25 protein-coding genes are annotated in these 22,483 nt (G+C 63.4%); 10 read left to right on the top strand and 15 right to left on the bottom strand.

Translation table 11 applies throughout. From position 1 onward, the window contains the following. The 3 genes from FCU66_RS26315 to FCU66_RS26305 all read right to left on the bottom strand — a co-directional run. Positions 1-282: aldo/keto reductase (locus FCU66_RS26315; protein ID WP_136625453.1), on the bottom strand; the 282-nt coding region annotated here is incomplete at its 3' end. A 50-nt stretch (positions 283-332) separates the two neighbouring features. Then, positions 333-1,748, bottom strand: coding sequence for an MFS transporter (locus FCU66_RS26310; RefSeq protein ID WP_136616373.1), 1,416 nt, complete (start codon positions 1,746-1,748; stop codon positions 333-335). Between the two features lie 17 nt (positions 1,749-1,765). Further along, positions 1,766-2,161, bottom strand: coding sequence for a (R)-mandelonitrile lyase (locus FCU66_RS26305; RefSeq protein WP_136616372.1), 396 nt, complete (start codon positions 2,159-2,161; stop codon positions 1,766-1,768). Positions 2,162-2,315: 154 nt separating this feature from the next. On the opposite strand from FCU66_RS26305, the gene FCU66_RS26300 reads away from it, so the two are divergent. From FCU66_RS26300 to FCU66_RS26290, 3 genes are all read left to right on the top strand, one after another. After that, positions 2,316-3,209, top strand: a complete 894-nt coding sequence (locus tag FCU66_RS26300; protein WP_136616371.1) for a LysR family transcriptional regulator — start codon at positions 2,316-2,318, stop codon at positions 3,207-3,209. Positions 3,210-3,438: 229 nt separating this feature from the next. Beyond that, positions 3,439-4,431: a carbon-nitrogen hydrolase family protein gene (locus FCU66_RS26295; protein ID WP_136616370.1), complete on the top strand. Its 993-nt coding sequence runs from the start codon at positions 3,439-3,441 to the stop codon at positions 4,429-4,431. Between the two features lie 159 nt (positions 4,432-4,590). Next, the gene (locus FCU66_RS26290; protein WP_136616369.1) at positions 4,591-4,977 is read left to right on the top strand and encodes an ester cyclase; all 387 of its coding nucleotides are present in this window, start codon (positions 4,591-4,593) and stop codon (positions 4,975-4,977) included. 7 nt (positions 4,978-4,984) lie between these two features. On the opposite strand, the gene FCU66_RS26285 is transcribed toward FCU66_RS26290, so the two are convergent. The 6 genes from FCU66_RS26285 to FCU66_RS26260 form a co-directional block, all read right to left on the bottom strand. Further along, complete coding sequence (locus tag FCU66_RS26285) at positions 4,985-5,752, bottom strand: ABC transporter ATP-binding protein (protein WP_136616368.1); 768 nt, start codon at positions 5,750-5,752, stop codon at positions 4,985-4,987. After that, positions 5,749-6,738: an ABC transporter ATP-binding protein gene (locus FCU66_RS26280; RefSeq protein WP_136616367.1), complete on the bottom strand. Its 990-nt coding sequence runs from the start codon at positions 6,736-6,738 to the stop codon at positions 5,749-5,751. The genes FCU66_RS26285 and FCU66_RS26280 overlap by 4 nt, the downstream gene beginning before the upstream one ends. Then, positions 6,738-7,580: an ABC transporter permease gene (locus FCU66_RS26275; RefSeq protein ID WP_136616366.1), complete on the bottom strand. Its 843-nt coding sequence runs from the start codon at positions 7,578-7,580 to the stop codon at positions 6,738-6,740. The genes FCU66_RS26280 and FCU66_RS26275 overlap by 1 nt, the downstream gene beginning before the upstream one ends. Continuing rightward, the gene (locus FCU66_RS26270; RefSeq protein ID WP_136616365.1) at positions 7,577-8,542 is read right to left on the bottom strand and encodes an ABC transporter permease; all 966 of its coding nucleotides are present in this window, start codon (positions 8,540-8,542) and stop codon (positions 7,577-7,579) included. Before FCU66_RS26270 ends, FCU66_RS26275 begins: the two co-directional genes overlap by 4 nt. Positions 8,543-8,836: 294 nt before the next feature. Further along, complete coding sequence (locus FCU66_RS26265; protein ID WP_136616364.1) at positions 8,837-10,378, bottom strand: ABC transporter substrate-binding protein; 1,542 nt, start codon at positions 10,376-10,378, stop codon at positions 8,837-8,839. Positions 10,379-10,415: 37 nt separating this feature from the next. Continuing rightward, positions 10,416-12,440 (bottom strand): CocE/NonD family hydrolase, encoded by a 2,025-nt coding sequence (locus FCU66_RS26260; RefSeq protein ID WP_168991738.1) that lies wholly within the window; start codon positions 12,438-12,440, stop codon positions 10,416-10,418. A gap of 76 nt (positions 12,441-12,516) precedes the next feature. Between FCU66_RS26260 and betI the strand changes: the two genes are divergently transcribed. Together betI and FCU66_RS26250 are read left to right on the top strand one after the other, a co-directional pair. Beyond that, entirely contained in the window at positions 12,517-13,107 is a 591-nt protein-coding gene (gene betI / locus FCU66_RS26255; RefSeq protein ID WP_136616362.1) for a transcriptional regulator BetI, read from the top strand. Positions 13,108-13,920: 813 nt separating this feature from the next. After that, the gene (locus FCU66_RS26250) at positions 13,921-14,979 is read left to right on the top strand and encodes a YeiH family protein (protein WP_136616361.1); all 1,059 of its coding nucleotides are present in this window, start codon (positions 13,921-13,923) and stop codon (positions 14,977-14,979) included. A gap of 154 nt (positions 14,980-15,133) precedes the next feature. On the opposite strand, the gene FCU66_RS26245 is transcribed toward FCU66_RS26250, so the two are convergent. From FCU66_RS26245 to FCU66_RS26235, 3 genes are all read right to left on the bottom strand, one after another. Next, the gene (locus FCU66_RS26245) at positions 15,134-15,631 is read right to left on the bottom strand and encodes a GAF domain-containing protein (RefSeq protein WP_136616360.1); all 498 of its coding nucleotides are present in this window, start codon (positions 15,629-15,631) and stop codon (positions 15,134-15,136) included. Between the two features lie 183 nt (positions 15,632-15,814). Beyond that, complete coding sequence (locus FCU66_RS26240; protein ID WP_095200474.1) at positions 15,815-16,129, bottom strand: GYD domain-containing protein; 315 nt, start codon at positions 16,127-16,129, stop codon at positions 15,815-15,817. Positions 16,130-16,508: 379 nt separating this feature from the next. Further along, positions 16,509-17,417: an AraC family transcriptional regulator gene (locus FCU66_RS26235; protein WP_136616359.1), complete on the bottom strand. Its 909-nt coding sequence runs from the start codon at positions 17,415-17,417 to the stop codon at positions 16,509-16,511. Positions 17,418-17,601: 184 nt separating this feature from the next. Between FCU66_RS26235 and FCU66_RS26230 the strand changes: the two genes are divergently transcribed. The 3 genes from FCU66_RS26230 to FCU66_RS26220 are packed head-to-tail and all read left to right on the top strand — an operon-like array spanning position 17,602 to position 19,261. Continuing rightward, on the top strand, positions 17,602-18,348 hold the full coding sequence (locus FCU66_RS26230; RefSeq protein WP_136616358.1) for an SDR family oxidoreductase: 747 nt from the start codon (positions 17,602-17,604) through the stop codon (positions 18,346-18,348). Positions 18,349-18,379: 31 nt separating this feature from the next. Next, a complete protein-coding gene (locus FCU66_RS26225; protein WP_136616357.1) occupies positions 18,380-18,679 on the top strand; it encodes a hypothetical protein in 300 nt (99 codons plus the stop codon). A gap of 12 nt (positions 18,680-18,691) precedes the next feature. Beyond that, positions 18,692-19,261 carry a DNA-3-methyladenine glycosylase I gene (locus FCU66_RS26220; RefSeq protein WP_136616356.1) on the top strand — a complete coding sequence of 190 codons (570 nt, stop codon included), beginning with the start codon at positions 18,692-18,694 and terminating at the stop codon, positions 19,259-19,261. Positions 19,262-19,280: 19 nt separating this feature from the next. Here the strand turns inward: FCU66_RS26220 and FCU66_RS41305 are convergent, their stop codons facing one another. The 3 genes from FCU66_RS41305 to FCU66_RS26210 all read right to left on the bottom strand — a co-directional run bounded on the left by FCU66_RS41305 (position 19,281) and on the right by FCU66_RS26210 (position 21,708). After that, positions 19,281-19,439: a hypothetical protein gene (locus tag FCU66_RS41305; RefSeq protein ID WP_164482308.1), complete on the bottom strand. Its 159-nt coding sequence runs from the start codon at positions 19,437-19,439 to the stop codon at positions 19,281-19,283. 207 nt (positions 19,440-19,646) lie between these two features. Beyond that, positions 19,647-21,278, bottom strand: coding sequence for a chaperonin GroEL (gene groL / locus FCU66_RS26215; RefSeq protein WP_136616355.1), 1,632 nt, complete (start codon positions 21,276-21,278; stop codon positions 19,647-19,649). A 100-nt stretch (positions 21,279-21,378) separates the two neighbouring features. After that, positions 21,379-21,708, bottom strand: coding sequence for a co-chaperone GroES (locus FCU66_RS26210; RefSeq protein ID WP_136616354.1), 330 nt, complete (start codon positions 21,706-21,708; stop codon positions 21,379-21,381). 249 nt (positions 21,709-21,957) lie between these two features. On the opposite strand from FCU66_RS26210, the gene FCU66_RS26205 reads away from it, so the two are divergent. Together FCU66_RS26205 and FCU66_RS26200 are read left to right on the top strand one after the other, a co-directional pair. Next, complete coding sequence (locus tag FCU66_RS26205) at positions 21,958-22,212, top strand: hypothetical protein (RefSeq protein WP_109660335.1); 255 nt, start codon at positions 21,958-21,960, stop codon at positions 22,210-22,212. Further along, on the top strand, positions 22,209-22,475 hold the full coding sequence (locus tag FCU66_RS26200) for a DUF1488 family protein (RefSeq protein ID WP_136616353.1): 267 nt from the start codon (positions 22,209-22,211) through the stop codon (positions 22,473-22,475). Before FCU66_RS26205 ends, FCU66_RS26200 begins: the two co-directional genes overlap by 4 nt. The last annotated feature ends 8 nt before the right edge of the window (positions 22,476-22,483 follow it).

Raw genomic sequence — 22,483 nt, 5'->3', positions numbered from 1 at the left:
GCGCTGGCCCGTCTCAAGATTGATGTCGAAGCCGAACTTCGTGGCAATCACCACTCTGTCCCGCAACGGCGCCAGCGCTTCCCCGACCAATTCCTCATTGACAAAGGGGCCGTAGGCCTCTGCCGTATCGAACAGGGTGACGCCTTGATCCACGGCTGTCCGTATGAGCGAGATCATATCGCCCCTCACGGCCGGCGGCCCGTAAACCGAGGTCATGCCCATGCAGCCGAGTCCGAGAGCCGAGACTTCGAGACCGCTAGTGCCAAGTGTGCGCTTTTGCATTGTTGTTCTCCTTTCGATTCCTATTGAGGCTGTCGCCCCATGTCCGGCACTCAGGCGTTCGCGCCGCTCGCAACCGCTTGCGCCGCCTTGCGGGGCCACACGATCAGCGCGCAGACGATCAGCAGTGCGAGTGCCAGCATGGCGGAGCCGGCGGTGAGCGCGGTGCCGACGCGGTATGCGAGCAGCTCCCGGCCATCGAGCGCGCCGGCGCCCACCGCCGCAACGGCAACGAGCACGCCAAGGCCAAGCGAATTGCCGAGCTGATGAGCGACGTTGACGACGCCCGAGGCAGCGCCGGCATCCTCAGGCGCCACGCCGGCAATGCCCGATGTGGTGAGCGGGCTGAGCGCCATGCCTTGTCCCGCGCCGATCAGCACCATCGGCAGCGCCACACCGGTCAGGTAGCTGGTGTCGAACGAGGCGCGGCTCAGCCACGCCATGCCCGCGAGGCAGAGCGTGAGGCCGCAGGCGAGCAGCCGGCCATTGCCGAACCTACGGGTCAGCTGCGGCACGACCATTGCCACAGCGAAATTCACCATCGTCATCGGCAGGAAGGCCATGCCGGTCAGCGATGCCCTGTAGTTGAGCACCCCTTGCAGATACTGCGTGGTGAAGAAAAAGAAGCCGATCATGGCGCCCAGGAACAGGATGCGGGCGGCGTATGCCGCCAGCGCGCTCGCGGCTGGCAAACAACCGCGGCGGCATGATCGGCTGGCTTGCGTTCCACTCGTTGACGACGAAGACGCCAAGCAGCAGCACCGCGCCCGCCAGCGACGCGATCGTCCCGGCGCGTTTGCCCAGCCAGTGTCGGCCGAGCGGATAAAGCCGTAGACAAGGGCCGTCATGCCAACGGTCGAGGTCAGGGCGCCGACGATGTCGAGCTGGCCAGCGCGCTGCTCGGTTTCCACGATGTATCGGCGTGCGGCGATGATCATCGCGATGCCGATAGGGAGATTGATGAAGAAGCCGACGCGCCAGGAGATCCAGTCGGCAAGCACGCCGCCCAGCACCAGGCCGACGCTTGCCGCCACACCGGCCACGGCGCTGTAGTAGGACACGGCGCGAGTGCGTTCGGAGCCCTCGGCGAAGGTGGTCTGCAGAAGTGCCAGCGTCGACGGTGCCAAGATGGCGGCGCCAAGGCCCTGGATGGCCCGCGCGCTGATCATCCAGGCCGCTGATTGCGCAGCACCGATCGCCAGCGAGGCGAGCGTGAACAGAGCGAGGCCGACGATGAGCATCAGCCTACGGCCCAGAATGTCGCCCGCCCGTGCCCCCAGCAGCAGGAAGCCGCCGAAAGTCAAGGTATAGGCGCTCTGCACCCATGCCAGCCCGGCATCGGTGAAGCCCAGGCCCTGATGGATCTTCGGCAGGCCGGTGAGCACGATCGAGGTATCGAGCACGATCATCACGTAGCTGACGAGGATGATCGCCAGGATGGCCGTCTTGTGCGGTGCGGGCGTGGACATTCTGCTGGCTCCGGCGATCAGGCCTGGTACTGCGCGTCGCTGACGTGCTCCATCCAGTCGACCGCCTTGCCGTCGAGCGCTTCCTGGATGGCGATGTGGGTCATGGCGGTGGTGGGTGCTGCACCATGCCAGTGCTTTTCGCCCGGCTCGAAGCGGACTACGTCGCCGGGCCAGATTTCCTCGACCGGGCCGCCCTCGCGCTGCACGCGGCCGCAGCCGGCGGTGACGATCAGCAACTGGCCGAGCGGATGGGTGTGCCAGGCTGTGCGCGCACCGGGCTCGAAGGTGACGGCGTTGCCGGCCGCACGGGCCGGTGCGATGGCTTGGAACAGCGGGTCGATGCGCACCGTGCCGGTGAACCAGTCGCCCGGTCCCTTGGCCGAAGCTTGAGAGCCGCTTCGCTTGATATCCATGGTCTTTCCCTTCGTCTGCGCCAGGCAGGACACTGCGGCCGGTCCTCAGGGCCGCCGAGTTTGGGCGCCCAATTGTGATGATGCCAATTTAGGGCCTGCGATTGCCCGTGATTAGCTGCTATAACCGGCATGTACTTATGAGAAGGGCTCATGAATGCCGCGAGACAATCTGAACGAGCTGACCGCCTTCCTCGCCGTCGCGCGTGAAGAGAGCTTCACCAGGGCGGCGGCCAAGCTCGGCGTTTCCCAATCGGCGCTCAGCCATACGGTGCGCGCGCTGGAGGAACGGCTGGGCGTGAGGCTTCTGACCCGCACCACGCGCAGCGTCTCGCCGACCGAAGCCGGCGAGCGTTTGGCTCGCACCGTCGGGCCGAGGCTCGACGAGATCGAGACAGAGCTCGCCGCGCTCAGCGCCTTGCGGGAAAAGCCCGCCGGCACCATCCGCATCACCGCCGGCGAGCACGCAGCCGATGCGATCCTGTGGCCTGCGATATCAAGGCTGTTGCCGGACTATCCCGACATCAGGATAGAGATCATCGTCGATTACGGCCTGACCGACATCGTCGCCGAGCGCTACGACGCCGGCGTGCGGCTCGGCGAACAGGTGGCGCGCGACATGATCGCGGTGCGCATCGGCCCTGACATGCGCATGGCGGTGGTCGGGGCGCCGGCCTATTTCGCCACGCGGCCGAAGCCGCGCGTGCCGCAGGACCTGACCGACCACAATTGCATTAATCTGCGGCTGCCGACCTATGGCGGGCTCTATGCGTGGGAGTTCGAGAAGGCCGGACGCGAACTGAAGGTGCGGGTCGAGGGCCAGCTGGTGTTCAACACAGCCGCACTGCGGTTGAATGCCGTGCTTGCCGGATTGGCTCTTGCCTATCTGCCCGAGGACCAGGTGACAGCCTATCTGGCCGACGGCCGGCTGGTGCGGGTGCTCGCCGACTGGTGCGCGCCCTTCCCCGGCTACCACCTCTATTACCCCAGCCGCCGGCAGGCGACACCCGCCTTCTCGCTACTGGTCGACGCGCTGCGCTACCGGGACTAGATGTGAGCTTTTCGATCGGCCAGGATCTGTTGCGTACCTAGTTGACGAAGCAGGACAGCATCGGCATCATTCTCCACGGCGTGGCCTGCGCCGAACCTCCAGGGACTGTCCCCAGCACGGTCTTTCAACGGAGGCAAAGGGGCTTTCCAGTCTCAGGCCGCTGTCTTGGTCCGACCGTTTCGGATGTGGTTGCTGGGGAACGCCATCCGGAACGTGAAAGGCCATGACAATGACCCAAAACGTAAATTTCAAACGTCGTGTGCGGGCTCGCGCTGCCAGGACAGGCGAGTCCTACACGGCCGCTCTCAGGCATTTTCACCGCGGCGCGCCGGATGATGCGGCGCCCGAAGTGAGATCGGTTCGATTGGCCGTGGCGCAAAGCACCGTCCATGACGACCCGCGCGACATCGGCAAACTGCGCGACAGCGGGTTGGAGATGCGACGCCTGATGCGGGAGGCCCGGCAGGCGGGCGCGAGACTGCTGCACTTTCCCGAAGGCGCGACCTGCTCTCCCAACAAGCGCATCATGTCGGCCAGCGGCCGCGAACATATCGGGCCGGCCGATTGGAGCCGGTTCGAATGGACGGTGCTGCGCGAGGAACTTGAGGCGACGACAGCACTTGCGCGCGAACTTGGACTGTGGACGGTCTTCGGGTCGGTGCATCAACTCAGCCAGCCGCGCCGGCCGCACAACAGCTTGTATGTCGTCTCCGATCGCGGCGAACTGGTCACGCGCTATGACGAGCGCATGCTGTCGAACACCAAGATCTCCTTCATGTACACGCCGGGTTCGACCCCGGTGACGTTCGAGGTCGACGGGCTCCGCTTCGGCTGCACGCTCGGCATGGAAGCGCACTTTCCCGAGATTTTCATCGACTATGAGAGGCTCGATGTCGACTGCGTCCTGTTCTCGACAATCACTGCCGCCGATGGCCCGGCTTTCGCCGTCGAGATGCAAGGACACGCGGCAAGCAACAATTATTGGGCGAGTTTCTCGATCCCCGCGCAACACAGCCTGACTGCGCCTTCGGGAATCGTTGCCCCCGGCGGCCGCTGGGCGGCGCAATGCCCAGCCGATGGAGCCCCCGCGATTGCCGTCGCCGATATCGACAGCAATCCGGGAGACCCGGCCCGGCCCTGGCGGCGAACGGCGCGGACGGGAATCTACCAACCGCATCTGGCGGAAGACGACCAGCGGAGCAACGACCGCGGCGTGTTCTAGGAAGGCGTCGCGCACAGGGGGCGGCGGGCGACTGCCGGCCGCCCTCTGCGTTGCTGCCGATAGAGCGCAATCCATCTGGATTGAATCCGCGGTCGTTCTATCTTCCTGTTCGCGCGAACCACAGGTTCGAGACCAGGCATCAGCACCGGAGCAATCGCCGTGACCGACACCGATCTTACCGACACCTATCTCGGCTACATCGCTTGCCTCAACAATCAGGACTGGCGGCACCTGCACCGGTTCGTTCATGATGAGGTGCACTACAATGGCGACCGGGTCGGGCTGGCCGGGTATCGCAAGATGCTGGAGCGGGATTTTTCCGAGATTCCGGACCTCTATTTCGACATCCAGCTGTTGATCTCGGATACGCCCTTCATAGCCAGCCGGCTCCAGTTCAACTGCACGCCGATCGGAACCTTCTTCGGCCTGCCCATCAACGGCCGGAAAGTCTCCTTCAGCGAGAACGTCTTCTATGAATTTCTTGACGGCAGGATCAGGCATGTCTGGTCGGTGATCGACAAGGCGGCCATCGAAGCGCAGCTTTGACCAGCGCTCAGCCCGACACTCCGGACTGCGTGACACCAGGCCACGCGGCCAGCAATTCGCGCGTGTAGGCTTCCCGAGGCGATTTGAACAGCGATCCCACTTCGCCGCCCTCGACCACCTTGCCGGCGCGCATGACGACGGCGTTTTCGGCAATCAGGCGCACGATCGCCAGATTGTGGCTGATGACCACCAGCGTGATGCTGTCCGACCGCCTGATGTCCTGCAGGAGATTGAGCAGGTCGCCCTGCACCGAGACATCGAGACCGGCGGTCGGCTCGTCCGCAATCAGGATCGACGGCTTCATCAACAGCGCCCTGGCGATCGCCACGCGCCGCGCCTGGCCGCCGCTGATCTCGTGCGGATATTTGTCGATGACGCCTGGCGGCAGGCCAAGCCTGTCCAGGATGACGCGCAGCCGCTCATGCATTGCGGCATGCGGTTCCCTCAGCACCGTGCCGACCTCGTTCATCAGCGTGCGGATGCGGCTGCGCGGCGAGAGCGAGGCAGCCGGATCCTGGAAGATCGGCTGGATGAAGCTGGCGCGCTGCTTGAGAGCGGCGCGGCTGTGCACCAGCGGATTGCCGAGAATGCGGATCTCGCCCTGGTCGAGCTTCTGCAGGCCGAGAACGGCGCGCATCAGCGTCGTCTTGCCGGAGCCGGATTCGCCGACGATGCCGAAACATGTGCCTTGCGGAATCGCCAGCGACACGCCGTCGAGCGCTGCGGTCTCGCCAAAGCGCAGTTGCGCATTGCTGATCGAGATCGCGTCGGTCATGACGCGCGCAACCGAAGACAGCGGGCGCTGTGCCCGGCGTCATTGCCGACGGGATAATCGTCCGGATTGATCGTCGCGCACTCGTCGAACGAGACATCGCAGCGTCCGTTGAAGATGCAGCCGGGCGGCCGCCGGCGCGGGTCCGGCAGGTCGCCTGATATCACCGTGAAGCGGTTCTCCGAGGCATCGGCATGGCGCTCGCGGTCGATCGGCACCTCGCAGTCGAACAGCATGCGCGTATAGGGATGGCCGGGCTGGCGCTGCACCTCTCTGACCGTGCCGCTTTCCAATCTCTCGCCGGCATAGAGCACCGAAAGCTTGTCGCAATATTCGGTGACCAGGCCGAGGCTGTGGGTGATCAAAAGCACCGCGCAGCCGATGCGGTCGCGCAGGCTGATGATCTCGCGCATGATCTGCGCCTCGACGGTGACATCGAGGGCTGTCGTCGGCTCGTCGGCGATCAGCAGCGCCGGTTCCGACAGCAGCGCCATGGCGATCACCACGCGCTGGCGCATGCCGCCGGACAGTTCATGCGGATACTGGTTCATCCGCCGCCGCGGGTTGCTGAGCTTGACCTTGTCCAGCGCATCTTCGGCCATCGCGACCCGGGTCTTGCGGTCGCCGTTGGGCGCGCGCCGGCGCAGCACTTCGCACAGTTGCGTGCCGATGGTGAACACCGGATTGAGCGACAGCATCGGGTCCTGGAAAATCATCGCCATGCCGCGACCGCGCAACGCCGCCGTCGCATTGCGCTTCGTCAGGTCGAAGCTTTTGCCGTCGATCGTCGCCGTGCCAGAGGTGACCTTGGCATTGTTGGCGAGCAGGCCCATCAGCGCGAAGGCGACGGTCGATTTTCCGCTGCCGGATTCGCCGACCAGCCCGAGCAGTTCGCCTTTCTGAATGTCGAGAGACACGCCACGCAGCGCATGCGCGGTGCCTTGCGACAGGCTGTAGTCGACCGACAGGTTGCGCAGCGAAATCGCCATCAGCGCACCCCCGCCGACTTCGGGTCGATGACGCGCCGCAGCGCTTCGCCGAGCAAGGTGGCGCCGAGCGTGGCGATGGCCAGCACAAGGGCTGCGGCAACAGTCGGCCACCAGGACTGGTTGATCGAGATGAAGCCGTCCTTGATCAGCGTGCCCAGAGAGGATTTCGGCGGCTGGACGCCAAAGCCGAGGAAGGAGAGCGAAGCTTCGAAGGCGATCACCACTGGCAGGTTCATGCTGGCCAGCACGATGATCGGTCCGGCGACATTGGGCAGGTAGTGCCTGACCACGATGGTGACGGGATGGACGGCCAGCATGCGCTCGGCCTCGATGAAGCTCAGATTGCGCAGGGTTTGCGCGCGGGCGCGCGCCATGCGGCCGAATTGCGGAATGAAGACGACGGTGACCAAAAGCACGAAGGTCGCCGAGCCCTTGCCGTAGAGCGCAATCAGCGCGAAGGCGAGGATCAGCGGCGGGAAGGCGTTGACGATGTCGAACACCGCCGTCACCGCCCGGTCGACCCAGCCGCCGGCGATGCCCGCGACAATGCCGATCAGCGAGCCGATGACCGACGAGATGACGACGATCATCACCGCCAGCGTCAGCGCATAGCGCGTGCCGACCGAGGTGCGCGCCATTAGGTCACGACCGAGATTATCAGTGCCCAGAAGATGCGTCACGCCCGGCGGCGCGAAGCGGGCCTTGATGTCGATGGCGTTGGGGTCGGGGCTGACCAACGGGCCAACCAGCGCGAACACCAGGATGAGACACGTGAAGGCCAGCCCAAGCCGGCCGTCACGTTCCAAGCAGATGCGTTTGAGCGTCGCGACCAGTCCGCTCATCCGCGGCCCGCCGCAATGCGCGGGTCGAGCAGCGCATTGATCATGTCGACCACCAGATTGGCGACGATGTAGAAGGCGACGATGAACACCACGCAAGCCTGCACGACGGGGTAGTTGCGCTGGGCGATCGAATTGAAGATCAGGCTGCCGATGCCGGAACGGGCGAAGATGATCTCGACGACCACCGAGCTGCCGATCAGGTCACCGAGCCCGATGCCGAGGATGGACACCACCGGCACCAGCGCGAGCTTCAGCGCGTAGAGGCCGACGATGCGGTATTCGGAGACGCCATAGGCGCGCAGCGTGCGCACATGCAGCTCCGCCAGCGTGTCGAGCAGTGCGGCGCGCACAAGCCGCGAGATATAGCCAACCCAGCCGAGCGCCAGCGCCACGCTGGGCAAGATCAGATGCTGCAGCCGGTCCATGATATCGCCGGGGTCGCCGGCGCCGGCCACCGGCAGCCAGTGCAGGCCGATGGCGAAGACCAGGAACAGGATCACCGACACCACCAGCGTCGGCGTGGTGATGAAGGAGATCGACAGCAGCGCCAGGCCACTGTCGAGCCACGAGCCCGGTTTCAGCGCCGCGATGACGCCGATCGGAATGCCGGCCACCAGCGCCAGCGCCAGCGCACTGAAGGCCAGCGCCAGCGTGTTCGGGATGACATCGAGCACGATATCGAGGATCGGCCGGTGCGAGACGACATCCTCGCCGAAATTGCCTGTCGCGGCACGGCTGGCGAACAGCCAGAGCTGCTCGATCATGCTGCGGTCGAGCCCCATGTCATGGGTGATCTGGGCGCGCAGCTCCGGCGTCGCTCGCGGGCCGAGCATCACCGAAGTGAAATCCCCCGGCACCAAGCGCACCATCAGGAACAGAAGCAGCGTGGCGCCGGCGATGGTCAGCACCACCGACGCCAGACGGCTGGCGATAAAAGCAGCGGTCCGTTGCGGTCTGGTCATCGCTGGGTGTCCGGTTCGTCAGGGTCGGTCAATGGCTTCAACCTAACTGGAGATGGCCAATCGCTGAGGCTGGCGCTGAGGCCCCCTCATCCGGCCGCTTCGCGTCCTCCTTCTCCCCGAGGGGAGAAGAGGATTGCGCTCGTGCCAGCTCCCTCCTCTCCCCTCGGGGAGAGGTCGGATTGCCCCGAATTGCTCTTTGCAATTCGGTCTTGGCAATCCGGGTGAGGGGGGTCTTTGCCCTTATGCGACTTCTCTACCATAAGCGGGGAGGGTTGGCGGCAGCCCCCTTCCCGCTCACGCCTTGTCGAAGAACTCGAACTGCCAGTCCTTGCCATTGGGCAGGAACATCGGCTTCAGCCAGGCCGCGTCGACGAAGAAGTTGCGGCCATGCGTGATCCAGATGCAGGAGGCCGATTCATCGAGCAGCTTCTGCATGTTGATATAGATCGCCTCGCGCTTGGCCTTGTTCAGTGTCTCCAGCCCTTCCTGGTGGAGCTTGTCGAATTCGGGACTGTTCCAGCGCTGCCAGTTCCACAGGCCGATCTGGCTGGCGAGGAACCATTGCGTCTGAAAGCTCGGGTCGAACTTGGAGGTGTAGGGAATGAGCGTCAGTTCGAGATCCTTGCTGGCATCGTCGGCGCCGAGCGCCCAGTAGGCGCCGGAATCCATCGCGTTGATGGTGAGCGTGATGCCGACCTCGGCGAGGTTGGCCTGCGCGATCTGCGCCACCGCCAGCGAGGTCGCGTCGTTGAGGCAGGTGAAGGTGAAGGTCAGCCCCGTCTTGCCGGATTCAGCGAGCAGCGCCTGCGCCTTGGCGACGTCCCTGGTGTAGAGCGGCGCATCGGCCCAGTTGCCAAGCAGGCCGGGCGCCAGAAGCGTCTTGGCGCGCGAGGTGGCGCCGGAATAGGCGCCCTGGATGATGGCGTCGACATCGATCGCGAAGCGGATCGCCTGGCGCACCTTGAGGTCGGCGAGATCGCCCTTCTCAACATTGATGCCGATCCAGGTGTAGTCGACGCCGGGAATGTCGATCACCTTGGTGTCCGGCAGGCCCTTGGCGGTGTCGAGCTGGTCGGCATCGAAGGCGGTGAAGTCGAGTTCCTTGGCTTGATAGGACAGGAAGGAGGTCTTGTGCTCGGGGATGATCTTGCCGGTGATCTCCTCGAAATGCGCCTTGTAGGGACCCTTGTAGTCGGGATTGGCGGCGAGCACGAACTGCTCCTTCGGGCGCCATTCCTTGAGCACCATCGGGCCGGAGCCGATCAGCGTCGTGGCGATCTTGTCGCCCAGCTGTTCGACGGCCTTCTTCGACAGGATCGCGCCTGACGCATCGCAGATGCCGATCAGCCAGAGTGCCGCCGAGGGGTGCTTGAGGATCAGCTTGCCGGTGTATTTGCCGGTCACCTCGACCGATTTCAGCGCTTCCATGTCGTCGGCATAGGCAAGCTTCTTGCCGCTCTTGTCGCCGTTGATGTAGCGGTCGAACGAGTATTTGACGTCGTCGGCGGTCATCTCGCCGAAACCGCCGGTGAACATCTGGCCAGGGTTGAGCTCGAAATCGAACTCGGTGTCGGAGATCTGCTTGATCTCCTTGGCCGCGTCATTCGTCCAGCTGGTCTTGCCCGGCTCGAAGCGCACCAGGGTTTGGCAGACCGAGCGGATGATGTTGCCTTCGGTGGTGCCGACGCGGTTGCCCGGATCGAGATTGCCGATGTCGGCATCGAGCGCGATGATCGGGTTGGTTCTGTCGGCAGCCCGCGCAAAGCCGACATAGGGCAGGATCGCCAGTGCCGACGAGCCGGCCAGGAATGTTCTGCGGTCGAGTTTCATGCGCATTTTTGTTCCCCTTTTTTGTTGGCTGCACGTTTGTTGACTATAGGCAGTCGCGTGGAATGACCTCGTCGTAAGTCCGTTCGGCGAAGATCGTTCCCCGCTCATAGGCCTTGACCCAGCCGCTGATATGGAAACTGTCGCGGTCGCAGCTGACGGTGATTTCGCAATCGAGCCGCGCGTTCCAATCGGGCCTGCTCAACTCCTCATGGCAGGTCACCTGCGTCACGCAGCTCGTCGGATCATTGTCTGATATCCCGTAGATCTTGCGGCGCCAGGAGGTGATCTCGGTGCCGATGTCCTCGAAGACGAAACGGCCGTCATCGGACAATGCCGTCAGCTCGGTGCGCTCGGTCGGCAGGTCTGTCGTCAGTGAGCGCAACTGGCGTGCCGGCTCCTTGACAGTCACCGGACCCGGCTCGGCCCACAGCGCCTCCTCGAAGGCGACGGGCGCGAGACCATCCTCGCTGGCCAGGACCGACAGATCGAGCCGGCAGCCCTTCGGGTCGAAGATCAGCATGGTGCGCTCCGGTGACGGCCAGGCCATCGGCCAGTAGGAGGATGAAATCGCCACCCGCAGCCTGTGTCCTTTGGGAATGATCTGCGCCACCGGCTTGAAGGCAAGCTCGACATCCTCGAACTGTCCCGGCGTCAACGGCGTCGGAAATTCGTGGCTCTCGCGATGCGCAAGATTGAGCAGCGCAAAGGTGATGAAGGCAGAGGTGCCATCGGGCGCCACATCGTTCAGCCTGACGCAGATTTGTGCCTGCGGTTTGTCCGATGCAACGCGCAGTCTGATTTTCGATATGCCGGCAAGCGGCAGGTCGGCATCCATGTCAGCGCTGTCGAAGCACAGCGAGCCGCCGTCATCGGCCCGCTGGTCGCGCGCGCCTTCGGCCGAGATGCGGCCCTGGCCGTAGGGGCACCATTCCTGCCCCTGCACGCCAGTGGTGAGCGGCGATGAAATGGTCAGCGGCCCTGCCCCGGCGCCCTGCGTTTCGCCGAGTTTGCCGTCGCCGTTCAGCCAATAAGCCTTGCCGCCGATCTGTTTTGCCGGCCATTGCGGAAAGCCGAGCCACCGGCCCGGCCGGGCGTCGATGTGCGAATGCGGCCTGGCATAGTCCATCAGATAGAGGCGCATGTCCGGGTCGCGGTCGGCGCCGTTGTCGATGCCCTTCAGCCAGTGATCGTACCAGCGGATGCATTCCTGCAGATAGCCGATCGCCGGACCCGGCACGCCGCTGTTCGGTTCCTTGTGGCCCCAGGGACCGCAAAGGCCCTTGGCCGGCGCCTCGAGATTCTCGACCAGATTGAAGATGGTCTGCGTATAGCCGTCGAGATAGCCGCCGACGGCCAGCACCGCGCACTCGATCGCGGAGAAATCCTCGCAGACCGAGCCCTGCTTCCAGAACGCGTCACGGCGCTGGTGCTTCAGCCACTCGGCGGCATGGTTCTTGTGATCGTCGAGGCGGTCTCTCCACATCTGCCGCCAGCGATCCTCGCCGACGACGGCAGGGTCCGGTGGCAGTGCCGAATAGCCGAACAGCGCCCCGCCCCAGCCGAAATTGTCGTTGATCACCAGGCCGCCATTGTAATGCGCGTCGCAGGCATAGCGGTCGTCGGTCGAGCACGCCGTGACGATCGCCTTCAGCTGCGGCGGCCGGCGCGCCGCCAGCTGCAGGCCTGAGAACCCGCCCCAGCTGATGCCGATCATGCCGGCGACGCCGGTGCACCAGGGCTGCGCGCACAGATGCGCCAGGATCTCCAGCCCGTCATCCTGCTCGCGTTTGACATATTCGTCATCGAGCAGGCCGTCGGAATCGCCGGCACCGGAAATGTCGACACGCGCGCAGGCATAGCCATGCCCGGCGAAGAAAAGGTGCATCTCGTCGTCGCCGGTGCGCGTGCCGTCGCGGCGGCGATACGGTATGTATTCGAGGATTACCGGGACTGGGTTCTTCTCGGCGTCATCAGGCAGGAACAGGCGGGCGGCCAGCTTGCGGCCGTCGGCAAGCGGAATCCAGTGGGTTTCGACCGTTCTGACCCCGGAAATGACGACGCTGGGCATGTGAACTCCGGCTTGGATTGAATGACGATATAATGTATTGAATGGCCAATCAATATACAAACGAGAAGGCATTGCAATGGCGAAACGATCAATCAAGGCGATGCGCCGCGACGAGCTGGTCGACGCCGCGATTGCCGTCGTCGGCGAGGAAGGCATGTCCGGCGCCACGATGGCGGTGATCGCCCGGCGCGCCGGCATGTCGGCTGGGCTGGTCAACCATTATTTCGACAGCAAGGAAGAGCTGATGGCATTGGCCATGCGCAACCTGTCGAACCTGTTTCGCCAGGATATTCTGAAGCTGGCGCCTGCCGATCCGACGCCGGTGCAACGGCTGAAGGCGATCGTCGACGGCTCTTTCGCACCGCAGCACCTCGGCGTGCCCAAGCGCGCCGTGACCTGGATGCAGTTCATGATCGCAGCGCAGACCGAGCCGCGCATCAAGCATCTCTACCACCTGACCGGCGCGCGCTTCGTTTCCAACATCCGCTATGCCGTCAAGCGGCTGGTTCCGGCCGATCAGGTCGACGACACCGTCGACGGCATCGCCGCGTTGATCGACGGCTTCTTCTGGCAGAGCGCCGGCGAATATGAGGAAGAGGACCTGGAACGGGCGCGCCGGATCTGCTGGCGCTACATCTGCCTGCTGATCCCGGGGATCGAGGGGTAGGCGTCGGATTTGCGCCTAGAAGCTTGAATGTCTGCTGTTAGCTTGCCTTTTGCCGTTAGCCTGTCAGGTTCCAGTCAGGGGAGAATCTTATTGGGGGGCAAGATTGGAATTCTGGGCGGTAGTCGGCGATAAAGGTACTCGAAAGACATCTACGATCAGAGCTTTGACGGGAGTGGGAAGACGTCAAGAATGTTGGGAGCTGGGTCTAACGACACAAATTCCCTCTCTGGTGAAGGCGTACATCGAAACAAGCTCACCGCAAGAACAGAGCCCGCAAATCTTGCCTCCTGGCGTTGTCAGCCTCGTAACTGCCGCACAGCAACGACATGGAATATCGCACCTTGTAATTCCTTTGCGCGCAGCTGCGAGAAATCAAGCTCCAGATGCATTGGCGTACTTGGACTATTTCATCAGGACAGCGGGCTGGACCTGCTTGGGTATCGCGCTGACGGGGAATAATCTAGGCAGCAGCCCTATTCTTACCAACTACGCACCAATCGCGCATTTGATTACGCCAAACTCTTATCCGCACACAGCGGCAAATTCGATCGCGGCGCAAGTCAGATCCACTTGGGGCATCGCCTAAATTATTCCAGCCGATATCTCGAGCTTGAGCGATATGACATTTAGGATCGTAGGTCCTGTGTTCGCCGCAGCGATGGATATGCGCTGCAGAACATTGAAATCGCTCGGGCCTGGCGGCGATAGGTCCATAAATCGTTCGGAAAAATCGATCATTCTAACCATAACAATTCGTTGGAAAGATCGGTTCAGGAATGACATTCTCCTGGGGTACTTGCCTGGAGAATTGCATTGTCTTCCCTGACCCGCGTCGCGAACGATATTCCGAAAAGCACGATTTCCGCTGATCTGGCGGCGGGCCGCAAGCGGCTCGATTCGGTGTGGAACGGTGTCATCCCCGGCATCGTGTTGGTGGCGATGAACACAGCCGTCGCCTTCTCCGCCCACAATGTCTCCGGCTTTGCCCTGCTCAGCCCGATGATCCTCGCCGTCGTCGCGGGCATGATCTACTCCAACGTGCTCGGCACGCCCGCCCACGCGAAGGCCGGCATCGCCTTTTCACAGCGCCGGCTCTTACGCTTCGCCATCGTACTGCTCGGCTTCCAGCTGACGCTTGGCCAGGTTGTCTCGATCGGCGCCAGCGGCGTCGGCATCGTCGCGCTGACACTTGGCTCGACCTTCGTCTTCACCATCACGCTTGGCCGCCTGATCGGCGTCGACGCCAAGCTGGCGCAGCTGATCGCCGCCGGCACGTCGATCTGCGGCGCCTCGGCCATCGTCGCCACCAACATCGTCACCGATGCGCGCGACGAGGACGTCACCTACGCCGTCGCCTCGATCACTTTGTTCGGCACTGTCGCCATGCTCGGCTTCCCTCTGCTCGCACCCACGCTCGGCCTCGACCAGCACGCTTTCGGCCTGTGGGCCGGCGCTTCGATCCATGAGGTGGCGCAAGTCATCGGCGCCGGTTTCCAGAACGGCACCCAGTCCGGCGAGATCGCCACCGTCGCCAAGCTGACCCGCGTCGCCATGCTGGCGCCGATGGTCATCGCGCTCGGCCTGATGGCACGCCGCAAGAGCGATCGCTCGGCGGCGCGGCCGCCCATGCCGTGGTTCGTCGCCGCCTTCGTCGCCGTCGTCGTGCTGAACAGCCTGGTCGCGGTGCCGGCCGAAGTGAAATCGGCGATGGCGCTTGCCACCACCATCATGCTGACCATGGGGCTCGCCGCTATGGGCCTGCAGGCCGACATTTCGCAGCTGCGCTCGCGCGGCCTGCGCCCGCTGGCGCTCGCCTTCTCGGCCTTCCTGTTCATCGGCTGCTTCAGCCTGATGCTGGTGAAGTTCGTCTAGTCTAGACCGGGCCAGGGCATGTTTAGATTCAGGTCAGGCCGGGGCGAGAACGATGGCTTTCGAGAACCGGAGCGGAGCGTACTTAAGTACGTGAGCACCGGAAGCGCAGAAAGCCGCCGTTCGCAGGCCGGCCTCACCTGAATATCAATATGCCCTAATCCTCGAAGGAACTCGCCGCGGCGTAGATCGCCGCCAGCGTCTCGATGCCGGCCTGGTCTTGCTTGTCGAAGCGGCCGGGCAACGGGCTGTCGAGGTCGAGCACGCCGAAGACGCCGTCATCGTCTTCGAGCAGCACCACCAGTTCCGAACGCGAATCGGCGTCGCAGGCGATGTGGCCGGGGAAATCGTGCACGTCCTTGATCAGCATCGAGGTGCCGAGCTCGACCGCCGTCCCGCACACGCCCTTGCCTACGGCGATGCGCACGCAGGCCGGCTTGCCCTGGAACGGCCCGAGCACCATTTCCTCGTCGGACTGCAGGAAATAGAACCCCGCCCAGTTGAGGTCCGGCACCATCTGGAAGATCAGCGCCGCGGTGTTGGCGGCGTTGGCGATCGAATCGCGCTCGCCCTCGAGCAGCGCCTTAAGCTGGGCGGCGAGGTCGCGGTAGAACGCGGCCTTGTCCGACGTGTCGATGGCCTTGGCCGCAAACATGAACTTGTCTCCGTATCGAGAATCGCGGTTTCGTTTTCGCAAGCTCTCTGCACCAAACGATCACCGGACGATACTAGCGTGAATTCCGGTCGCCGCGAAAGTCGGAAGAAGATGTCCTGTCCGAAACTCGGCAGCACGGCACATCCATCGAACCGTGCTGCCTTGATCAAAAAGGCAAGTCCATTAGCCCGCGGGTTTGTACGCGCCGGCAGCCTTGTTGGCGGCCGCGAGCACTGCCTTCATGTCGAGTTCCTCCAGGACAACCATCTCGGTCAGCGAGCCGCTCGCTCGCACCGCAAGGGACATGCCGATCCCCGCGGACTGGTCCGGCACCTCGCCATTGACGACGACGTCATAGATACCGCGCGTGAACATCACGCTGGTCACCTTGCCGCCAACGCTTTCAAAAAGCGCCTTGACCGCAGCTTGCCTGTCCGAACCTTGCATCAATCCTTTGGCGGCATGAGGCGCATAGTTTGCCAAAATAGTCACTTTCATGGGTATTTCCTCCAAATGTCATTCTCTCGTGGCTGCTCCATAATTCGAGCGGCACGGAGTGATTTATTTTTCGGAACAATCGCAGGCGCCCTTGGACGCGTTGGCGACCAAGGGCCCACTGCCGGATAAATATGCGCCTTGGCTAATATAATGACAATAGTAGACAGGCCGATAGCAGCCACCTGGATTGCGGAGGTGATCTGGCTGGATCACGGCTCGGACAGGCATCGAGCTCGGGCCGGAAAGTGGCGGCGGCGCCGCACATTCACATCGGGCGTTTCGGCTCGCTCTTTGGCGAAGCAGCCGTATCGGAATCGGATTTCTTGTGCTTGTAGGCGGCAATCCTGCGAAAACCGGCAGAAGCGCGTTCAACCGATCGTCAGAACCCGCGTGCCGGCTCCAGGCTTGCCGCGACGTCGCGCAGCGGCGGCCGGCCGTAGAGCCGGCTGTATTCGCGACTGAACTGCGACGGACTCTGGTAGCCGACGCTGTAGCCGGCCGAGCCGACATCCAGCCGCTCGGTCAGCATCAGGCGCCGCGCTTCGTAAAGGCGCAACTGCTTTTGATACTGCATCGGCGTCATCGCCGTGACCGCCTTGAAGTGGTGATGCAGCGAGGACGGGCTCATGCCGACATGCTGCGCCAGGTCCTCGATGCGCAGCGGCCGCGTGAAATTCTGCCGCAGCCAGGCGATAGCCTGCGCAACCCTGTTTGTCGGCGTTTCGAGCATCGCGATCTGCAGCAGCGCCGGACCGAAGGGGCCGGTCGCCACCCGGTAGAGGATCTCCTGCTCGATCAGCGGCGCCATCGCGGGAATATCCCGCGGCCGATCGAGCAGGCGCAGCAACCGCAAAACCGCATCGAGCAGGTCGGGCGGCGCCTTGTTGACCGCCACTGCCCGCATCTCGTCCGAAGCGAGCGCGGAATTTGCGCTGCCGATCCGGCCAAAAAGCTCCTTCAGCCGCTCCGGCTCTATCCGCATCCCCAGGCCAAGGTTCGGCACGTCCGGGCTCGCCTCCGTCACCCGGGAGACGACCGGCAGATCGAGCGACACCACCAGATAGTCGCCAACGCCATAAGTATGGAGTTCCGATCCGAGCGTCAGGCTCTTGGCGCCCTGCACCACCAGCGCAAAGCAGGGCCACTGCGCTGTGTGGACGCTCTTGTCGGTCGAGGACCGCCGGCTGAGGAACAGCGTGTCGATATCAGTCGCGCACTCCTCGTCCTGCGTCGTGAAGCGGGCGATGATCGATGCCATCTCGCCGTAAGGGGCGTGTGCGGATGTCAAAAGGATATCGTCGAAACGGCCATGGCGCCGATCATATCCGATCCTGCAAGCCAAGCCAGCGGCGGCAATCGAGCTTTGCAGGATCGTGCATGAATCTTGCAGGATCGCGATAACGGTTCACAGGCGCCGCGTCGCATAACGCCGCCAACGGGAGCTTGGCTCCCAACCAACAGGCGGAGCCTTCATGACACACTCACCCAACTCATCGGCCAGCAAGGTGGTGTTGATCACCGGCGCCTCGAGCGGCATCGGCGAGGCCACCGCCCGCCACCTCGCGGCCAGCGGCCACCGGATCGTGCTCGGCGCCCGGCGCACCGACCGGATCGCGGCAATCGCGCAGGACATCGAGCGAGCCGGCGGACAGGCCTTTTCCCAGGAGCTCGACGTGACCGATCTCGACAGCGTCAAGGCTTTCGCCGCAGCCGCCCATGCGCGCCATGGTCGGATCGACGTGCTGGTCAACAATGCCGGCGTGATGCCGCTGTCGTTCATGGCCGAACTGCGCGTCGACGACTGGAACCGGATGATCGACGTCAATTTGCGTGGCGTTCTCAATGGCATCGCCGCCGTGCTTCCGATCATGGGCGAACAGAAGTCCGGCCATATCATCAACGTCGCGTCCGTCTCCGGGCACCGGGTCGATCCCACGGCCGCCGTCTACAGCGCCACCAAATTCGCGGTCAGGGCGCTCTCGGAGGGACTTCGCCAGGAAAGCCGGGATCTGCGCGTGACGGTCGTCAGCCCCGGCCTAACCCGCACAGAACTGTTCGACGGCATCGCCAACCCGCAAGTCGAAGCAGGCGCCCGCGCCATGCTGAACCAGGCTTCCATTCCGCCCAGTGCGATTGCCGAGGCGATCGGCTTTGCCATCGGCCAGCCGGATGGCATCGACGTCAACGAACTGATCGTGCGCCCGACGACGCAGGGCTGAGCACCATGAACCCTGCCAATGGAGAGATGACATGACGGAGGCAATCGAAGTGACGACCTTCAGGCTCAATGGCCAATCCTGCACACAATTCATCGCCGCCAATGCCGATATCGACGCCTGGCTGCGGCGTCAGCATGGCTTTCTGTCGCGCCGGATTGCCGAGCGTGACGACGGCACCATCGTCGACATGCTGGTCTGGGCCTCAGTCGAGGCCGGCAGAAACGCTGCAAGCGGCATCATGACCGAGATGGGGCACTCGCCGGTGCATGCCATGATCGATCAGCGTACGGTGGACTGGACCGTGGCGCCGGTTCGCCACAGTATCGTGTGACGGAGCACCGCGATGGACAATCATGCACATCATCGTTGCGGCTGGGCGCAGGGCGATCCGCTGATGCGCGCCTATCACGACGAGGAATGGGGCGTTCCGCAGCGCGATCCCCGCATGCTGTGGGAAATGCTGATGCTCGAAGGGTTCCAGGCCGGCCTTGCCTGGATCATCGTGCTCAGGAAACGCGAGGCCTTTCGCGCCGCCTTCGCCGGCTTCGATCCTGCAAAGGTCGCGCGCTTCGGCGCGGCCGATATCGAACGGCTGATGGCCGATCCCGGCATCATCCGCGCTCGCGCCAAGATCGAGGCGACGATCCGGGGCGCAGAGATTTTCTGCGAGATGGCGGAGCGCGGCGAGAGCTTTGCAGACTTCTGCTGGTCCTTCACGGACGGCAAAGTTGTGGCAAGCGACGGCCATGGCTGGATCGCGTCGTCGCCGCTGTCGGAGCGGATTTCCAAGGAGATGAAGCGGCGCGGCTTCAAGTTCGTCGGCCCGACCATCGTCTATGCCTGGATGCAGGCGGTCGGCATCGTCAACGACCACGCGGCCGGCTGCTTCCGGCGATCGGAGGTAGGGCTCTGATTGCGGCAGCGCCGCAGCCTCACATCGGGCGTTTGGGCTCGCTCTTTGCTGGCGTTGCCGTGTCGGAATCGGATTTCTTGTGCTTGTCGGCGGCAATCCTGCGGATGCGGTCGAAGCGGCTTTCCTCGGTCTTTTCGGTCGTGACGACCGTCTCTGGCTTCCGCACGAACGTGATCATGGATCCGTCTCCTGGGCTAGAGGCCTGAACGCCGGGAGAAAATCCCCCGGCGGTAGTCCCGGCTCTTGGAACCGGCGTAGAAGATTCAGGTCAGGCCGAGCCGAAAACGGTGGTTTCCGAGAACCGGAGCGGAGCGTACTTTTGGGTACGTGAGCACCGGAAGCCCAGGAAACCGGCGTTTGCAGGCCGGCCTCACCTGAATCAGGATCAGTAGCCGCCCATGCCGCCACCGCCGCCACCTGCCGGCGCGGCATCCTTGGCCGGAATGTCGGTGATCATCGCTTCGGCGGTGATCAGAAGAGCCGCGATCGAGCCGGCGTCCTGCAGTGCGGTGCGCACCACTTTCGCCGGATCGACGATGCCTGCCTTGATCATGTCGACATAGGTCTCGTTCTGGGCGTCAAAACCCTGATTGTGGTCCTTGCTGTCGGTGAGCTTGCCGACGACGATCGAGCCTTCGACGCCGGAATTCTCGGCGATCTGGCGGATCGGCGCTTCCAGCGCGCGCAGCACGATCGAAATGCCGGCCGTCACATCGTCATTGGCGCCGGTCAGGCCGGCAAGTGCCGACCTTGCGCGCAACAGAGCGACGCCGCCGCCGGGCACGATGCCTTCTTCAACCGCGGCGCGCGTTGCGTTCAGCGCGTCGTCGATGCGGTCCTTCTTTTCCTTGACTTCCGACTCGGTGACGCCGCCGACGCGGATGACGGCAACGCCGCCGGAGAGCTTGGCCAGCCGCTCCTGCAGCTTTTCCTTGTCGTAGTCGGACGTCGTCTCCTCGATCTGGCCCTTGATCTGGGCGACGCGCGCCTGGATCGTCGCCTTGGTGCCGGCGCCATCGATGATGGTGGTGGTGTCCTTTTCGATCAGCACGCGCTTGGCGCGGCCGAGCATCTCGATGGTGACGTTTTCAAGCTTGATGCCGAGGTCCTCGGAGATCATCTGGCCTGATGTCAGCACGGCGATGTCTTCCAGCATCGCCTTGCGGCGATCGCCGAAGCCCGGCGCCTTGACGGCCGCGACCTTGAGGCCGCCGCGCAGCTTGTTGACGACCAGCGTCGCCAGAGCCTCGCCTTCGACGTCCTCGGAGATGATCAGCAGCGGCCTGCCGCTCTGCACCACCGCCTCGAGGATCGGCAGCATCGCCTGCAGATTGCCGAGCTTCTTCTCGTGGATGAGGATGTAGGGCTCTTCCAGCTCGACGCGCATCTTGTCGGCATTGGTGACGAAATACGGGCTGAGATAGCCGCGGTCGAACTGCATGCCTTCGACGACGTCGAGTTCGGTCTCGGCGGTCTTGGCTTCCTCGACGGTGATGACGCCGTCATTGCCGACCTTGTCCATCGCCTTGGCGATCATCTCGCCGACGCTGGCATCGCCATTGGCGGCGATGGTGCCGACCTGTGCGATCTCGGCCGACGACTTGACCTTCTTGGCACGCGCCTGGATTTCCTTGACCACGGCGGAAACCGCCTGGTCGATGCCGCGCTTGAGGTCCATCGGGTTCATGCCGGCGGCGACCAGCTTGGCGCCTTCGCGCAGGATCGAGGCGGCCAGCACGGTGGCGGTGGTGGTGCCGTCACCGGCGAGGTCGTTGGTCTTCGAAGCAACTTCGCGGACCATCTGCGCGCCCATGTTCTCGAACTTGTCGGCAAGCTCGATTTCCTTGGCGACGGTGACGCCGTCCTTGGTGATGCGCGGCGCGCCATAGGCCTTGTCGATGATGACGTTGCGGCCCTTGGGGCCGAGCGTGACCTTCACCGCATTGGTGAGGATCTCGACGCCGCGCAGCATGCGGTCGCGCGCATCGGTGGAGAATTTGATTTCCTTGGCAGACATGATTTTTTATCCAGTTCGGTTGAGGAAGGCAGAGCCCTGCCCTCCATGATCAAAGCCCGGAGTGTCCCTTGCGCATCCCGAAGGACACGCAGCGCTCCAATCAGGCGGCCTTCTTGGCAGGCACGGTCTTCTCGACGCCGGTTTTGTCGATAACGCCCATGATGTCGGCTTCCTTCATGATCAGAAGGTCCTGGCCATCGATCTTGACCTCGGTGCCCGACCATTTGCCGAACAGGATGAAGTCGCCGGCCTTGACGTCGAGTGCAATCAGCGCGCCGTTTTCGTCGCGTGCACCCGGGCCGACGGCGATGACTTCGCCTTCCTGCGGCTTTTCCTTGGCATTATCGGGAATGATGATGCCGCCCTTGGATTTGATATCGCCTTCAGCGCGACGAATGACGACGCGGTCGTGGAGTGGCCGAAATTTCATGGGAACTTCTTTCTGGGGCCGGCACAGGCGGCCACGCCCGTCCTTTATAGACGCGTTGGCACTCGATAGATAGGAGTGCCAAAAATTATTCGCGAGCCAGATTAAATATTCAAAAGTATTATTTCGGCCAGCCGTTTCGTGCTATCCGCAGAGTGTCAAATAATTCAAAAGATTGAATTTTGCCGATCGAGTGCCTATTTATCGGACAAGTTCACTTTCACGATTTCAGGCACAAGGGAGATTTCTTCGATGGCCGAAGGCAATCAGACGATCATGGAAAAAGCTGAAGCCCGCTTTGTCGACAAGCAGAAAAAGACAGCGGAAAAAAACAAGGCAACCGCCGAATACATGTCCGAGGCAAGGGCCCGGGAGATCAAGACGGCAAGGCTGAGGGAGCTGCGGCTGGCCAAGGAAGAGGCCGACCGTGTCGCCGAAGCCCTGAACCCGACGCCGAAGAAGAAGCGGGTGACCAAGAAGGCCGCCGCGACGGAGGTCAAGACATGAGCCTCACCTTCCCCAACCGCAGCCGCAGCTATGACGAAGCCGGCAAGCGCATCCGTTTCGTCGGCCATGACGGTATGTTCCAGATCTCCTTCTCCGTCGCTGCCGACGCCATGGCCAAGATGCGGCCCGGAACCGCGGCCGACGAAGCCGGCTACCTCCAGACATTCGACACCGAGAGCAGCGCCATCCGCGACGTGGCGGCAAGGGCCTACGACCGCACCCACAAGAGCATGTATGTGCTGACGGCGGCCGATTTCGGCTGATCAGCCTG

Source organism: Mesorhizobium norvegicum (assembly GCF_004919685.1).
Taxonomy (GTDB): Bacteria; Pseudomonadota; Alphaproteobacteria; order Rhizobiales; family Rhizobiaceae; genus Mesorhizobium; species Mesorhizobium norvegicum.
This window is presented reverse-complemented; position numbering and strand designations above follow the sequence as displayed.